At 57.0% G+C, this 3,925-nt stretch carries 5 protein-coding genes; 1 reads left to right on the forward strand and 4 read right to left on the reverse strand.

The window, feature by feature from the left end; translation table 11 throughout:
- Positions 1-209: FCD domain-containing protein (locus tag AB7E65_RS12170; protein ID WP_428746044.1), on the forward strand; the 209-nt coding region annotated here is incomplete at its 5' end.
- A gap of 99 nt (positions 210-308) precedes the next feature.
- Here the strand turns inward: AB7E65_RS12170 and gltA are convergent.
- From gltA to AB7E65_RS12190, 4 genes are all read right to left on the reverse strand, one after another.
- Positions 309-1,709 carry an NADPH-dependent glutamate synthase gene (gltA, locus tag AB7E65_RS12175; RefSeq protein ID WP_072286950.1) on the reverse strand — a complete coding sequence of 467 codons (1,401 nt, stop codon included), beginning with the start codon at positions 1,707-1,709 and terminating at the stop codon, positions 309-311.
- Between the two features lie 17 nt (positions 1,710-1,726).
- Positions 1,727-2,584 carry a sulfide/dihydroorotate dehydrogenase-like FAD/NAD-binding protein gene (locus AB7E65_RS12180; RefSeq protein ID WP_428746045.1) on the reverse strand — a complete coding sequence of 286 codons (858 nt, stop codon included), beginning with the start codon at positions 2,582-2,584 and terminating at the stop codon, positions 1,727-1,729.
- Between the two features lie 141 nt (positions 2,585-2,725).
- Entirely contained in the window at positions 2,726-2,893 is a 168-nt protein-coding gene (locus tag AB7E65_RS12185) for a hypothetical protein (protein WP_158514011.1), read from the reverse strand.
- A 99-nt stretch (positions 2,894-2,992) separates the two neighbouring features.
- On the reverse strand, positions 2,993-3,925 hold a 933-nt coding region (locus AB7E65_RS12190), incomplete at its 5' end, for an aldehyde dehydrogenase family protein (protein WP_428746046.1).

Consider the following 3,925-nt stretch of genomic DNA (forward strand, 5'->3'; position numbering starts at 1 on the left):
TCACCGACCTCAAGACCAACATCAAGCCGGATATGGAATTTTCGCAGCACGTACTGGATTCGCATCAGAAAATCTTCGAAGCCATCAAGGCCGGTGACGGAGACAAGGCGCAGGAGTGTATGCTGGCGCACATCTGCGATGTCGAGAGAGAGCTGGAAGCCCTGCGGGAAAGGGACGAGAAACAGGCCAAGATCAAACAGGCCGTCTGACGATAAAAAAATTCCTGAAAGAAAGGGCGAAGCCTGAGGCTTCGCCCTTTCCTGTTTGTGCCTTTGTGCCGCGGTTCCATGGAAATTCCGCGGTGGTCATCAACGCCTGAGATAATCATCGATGGCGGCAGCGGACCTTTTACCGTCACCCATCGCCAGAATCACAGTGGCTCCGCCGCGCACAATATCGCCGCCGGCAAACACGCCCTGCAGGCTGGTCGCACCGCTGTCATCTGCGACTATATTCCCCCATTTGTTAAGCTCAAGCTGAGAAGCCGTCGCCGTCAGCAAGGGATTGGCCTGGGTGCCGACCGCGTTGACCACCACGTCCACCGCAAGTTCGAAGGTCTGTCCTGCGACGGGAACCGGCCGGCGGCGTCCCGAAGCATCCGGCTCGCCAAGTTTCATTTTCTGGCAGCGAACCCCTTTTACCCACCCCGATGCGTCGCCGATAATTTCAAGCGGTGCTGTCAGCAGGATAAATTCGATGCCTTCCTGTTTGGCATGGTGGATTTCCTCCACGCGGGCCGGCATTTCCGCTTCACTGCGGCGGTAAACGATAATTGAACGTTCCGCGCCAAGTCTTGCCCCGGTGCGAACCGCGTCCATGGCGGTATTCCCGCCGCCTATCACCATCACCCTTTTACCCCGCATGATCGGAGTGGCCGCATCATCACGCCAGGCTGCCATCAGATTGACGCGCGTGAGATATTCGTTGGCCGAATAGACGCCTTTAAGATTCTCTCCGGGAATGCCGAGCATGGTCGGCAGCCCCGCGCCGTTGCCGATAAACACGGCATCGTAACCCGTCTGCAATTCTTCGAGACTTACGGTCTTGCCGACAATGACATTGCATTCGATACTGACACCCATATGCCGCAAACGCTGCACTTCGATATCCACGATCTGCTTCGGCAGACGGAATTCCGGAATGCCATAGCGCAAAACACCGCCGGTGTCGTGCAAAGCCTCGAATATGGTAACGTCATGCCCCTTGCATGCCAGTTCCTTGGAGACGGTAATGCCGGCTGGGCCGCAGCCGACCACGGCAACGGTTTTTCCGGTTGGGGCAACGGCCGTTTCAGGCTCCAGCAAGTCCGGATGCCGCATAGCCCAATCGGCCACAAAACGCTCCAGATAGCCGATAGCTACGGGTTCACCTTTCTTGCCAAGGACACATTTGGCCTCGCACTGTTCCTCCTGGGGACAGACGCGGCCGCATACCGCAGGCAAAGAGTTGTCAGCCAGGAGAATGTGTGCCGCCTGCGCAACGTTGCCGCAAGCCAGGGCGGTAATGAATTCCGGGATTCTGACCCGTACCGGACAACCGGCCACGCAGGGCCTGGTTTTACAGCCAAGACAGCGTTGCGCCTCCTGCACCGCCTCAGCCTCGGAAAGCCCCAGATTGACTTCTTTGAAATTGCACCTGCGCACCTGCGGATCCTGCTCGGGCATTCTCACCCGCGCCATTTTGACTTGTGGCTCCATGGAAAACTTCATCCGGATATCCTCCCCCCTCACCTTTTTACCTGAACGATCCTGGCACGCAGTTCATCGGGGAGCTGCTCCAGCATTCTGCATTCATCTTCGCGATACATGGCCAGCCGATTACTCAACAGATCGAAGTCCACCAGATGGCCATCAAATTCGGGGCCATCAACACAGGCAAAACGGGTTTCCCCTCCGACCACGACCCGGCAGCCGCCGCACATGCCGGTGCCGTCGATCATGATCGGGTTGAGGCTGACAATGGTCTCAATGCCGTATGGCCGGGTCAGTTCCGCCACGGCCCGCATCATCGGTACCGGACCGATGGCGATCACCGCCTGCGGGCACCGCTGCGGATCGTCGATCAATTCCCGCAGGGCATCGGTGACAAACCCCTTGCGGCCAAGACTGCCATCCTCGGTGGTTACCAGCACCTGTCTGGAAAAAACGGAAAGCTCCTGTTCCAGGATAATGAAGGGCGCGGAGCGACCGCCGATTATCGTGGTTACTTCATTGCCGGCCGCCGGCAAAGCCCTGGCCATGGGATAAAGCACCGCGGTGCCAAGCCCGCCTCCGATACAGACCACGCGTCCCCATTTGCGTATATGCGTCGGCTGTCCCAAAGGCCCGGCCACATCCCTGAGGTGATTGCCAACCGGCGTGCCGACGAGCTTTAAGGACGTCAGCCCCACGGCCTGGATAAACAGGGTAATGGTGCCCTTCGCAATGTCCGCGTCGCCAATGGTCAGTGGAATCCGCTCGCCGCCTTCCTCGACGCGCACAATCACGAATTGTCCGGGTTTCCGAACCATGGCGATCCGCGGCGCGCGGATCACCATGCGATGGACATTCGGCGCCAGAATATCGTTGCTGAGTACTTCAAACATAGAGTTACCTGCATCCTTCAGTTTCAAGGTCTTGAGAAACGAGGCCTTCGCAAAAACCCGTTGAATGGCTAGGCCAAAATTCCGTTCTGCAAAGCCTGTTTTTGCAGAGCCAACGGCAGATACATTTCTTGAATTGCCGATTTATTCGAAGATTTTCGGAGCGTTGGCCAAAAAATATTTTCTCCAGACCGTATAATGTTCTTCCCTTATGTTGTATTCCTCACATATTTCCGCCAGCGGCCTGCCAGACAGGCCCTCGAGGACAATAATGGTCTTGGTCAGGGGATCGATCAATCTGCAAGGAATCATCGCGCAGCTCCTTACCGGGTTTCAGGCCCGTCGGCCCGCCTCCTGAAAAAGAAGCGGGCCGACGGATCCTCAGTGCCATATGGTCCAGCCGTCAGCAGGCTAGAGTTCCCGGTTGATGGTACCTTCCCAGGTCGAAACCTTATCCTGTTCGCCAGCCTCCTCCGGGGATACCCATTTGGTGGTCACCGATTTGGTCTGGGTATAGAATTTGAGCCCGTCCCGCCCGAGGCAGTGCAAATCGCCAAAAAAGGAACGCTTGTGACCGGAGAAGGGGAAGAACGCCAGAGGCACCGGAATTCCCACGTTGATACCCACCATGCCGCCGTCGGTGCGGCGAGCGAATTCCCTGGAATAATAACCGCTGCGGGTAAAGATGGATGAGCCGTTGGCAAACTCATTGGCATTCATGACCGCTATGCCTTCCTCGAAATCCTTGACCCGCTTGACGCAAACCACCGGTCCGAAGATTTCCTGATCACCGATAACCATATCTTTCTTGACATGGTCGAAGATGGTAGGACCGACGAAATAGCCCTTTTCGCATCCCTCCACAACCGCGTCCCGGCCATCAAGCACCAGCGTGGCGCCTTCTTCGACCCCTTTGTTGATCATGTCGATGACAAATTTTTTCTGCCCGGCACTGACCAGGGGGCCAAGCTGTGTGGTCTCTTCGTAGGCAGGGCCCATCTTCAGCTGTTGAGCGTATTTTTTCAGCAGGCCAACAAACTCATCGGCAATGCACTCTTCTACAACCACAACCGGCAGAGCCATGCAACGCTGGCCGGCGCAACCGAATGCCGAATTGATGATCCTCCGGGCAGACCAGTCCAGAGCCGCGTCACGCAGAATCAGAGAGTGGTTCTTGGCTTCCGTCAGGGCCTGCACCCGCTTACCGGCAGCAGCCCCTGTCGAATAGATCTTCAGGCCAACAGATGTGCTGCCGACAAAGGAAATTCCGCGAATGTCCGGATGCGACAGCAAATCCGTCAGCTCGTTGCGGCTGCAGGTGATCAGATTGACGACTCCCTTGGG

The sequence above is a fragment of the Syntrophotalea sp. genome, assembly GCF_050253115.1.
GTDB classification, from domain to species: Bacteria; Desulfobacterota; Desulfuromonadia; order Desulfuromonadales; family Syntrophotaleaceae; genus Syntrophotalea; species Syntrophotalea acetylenica.

Excerpts from the sequence above, each read along its gene's own strand:
- gltA (WP_072286950.1), bottom strand. The coding sequence starts at position 1,709 with ATGAAGTTTTCCATGGAGCCACAAGTCAAAATGGCGCGGGTGAGAATG.
- AB7E65_RS12180 (WP_428746045.1), bottom strand. The coding sequence starts at position 2,584 with ATGTTTGAAGTACTCAGCAACGATATTCTGGCGCCGAATGTCCATCGC.
- AB7E65_RS12185 (WP_158514011.1), bottom strand. The coding sequence starts at position 2,893 with ATGATTCCTTGCAGATTGATCGATCCCCTGACCAAGACCATTATTGTC.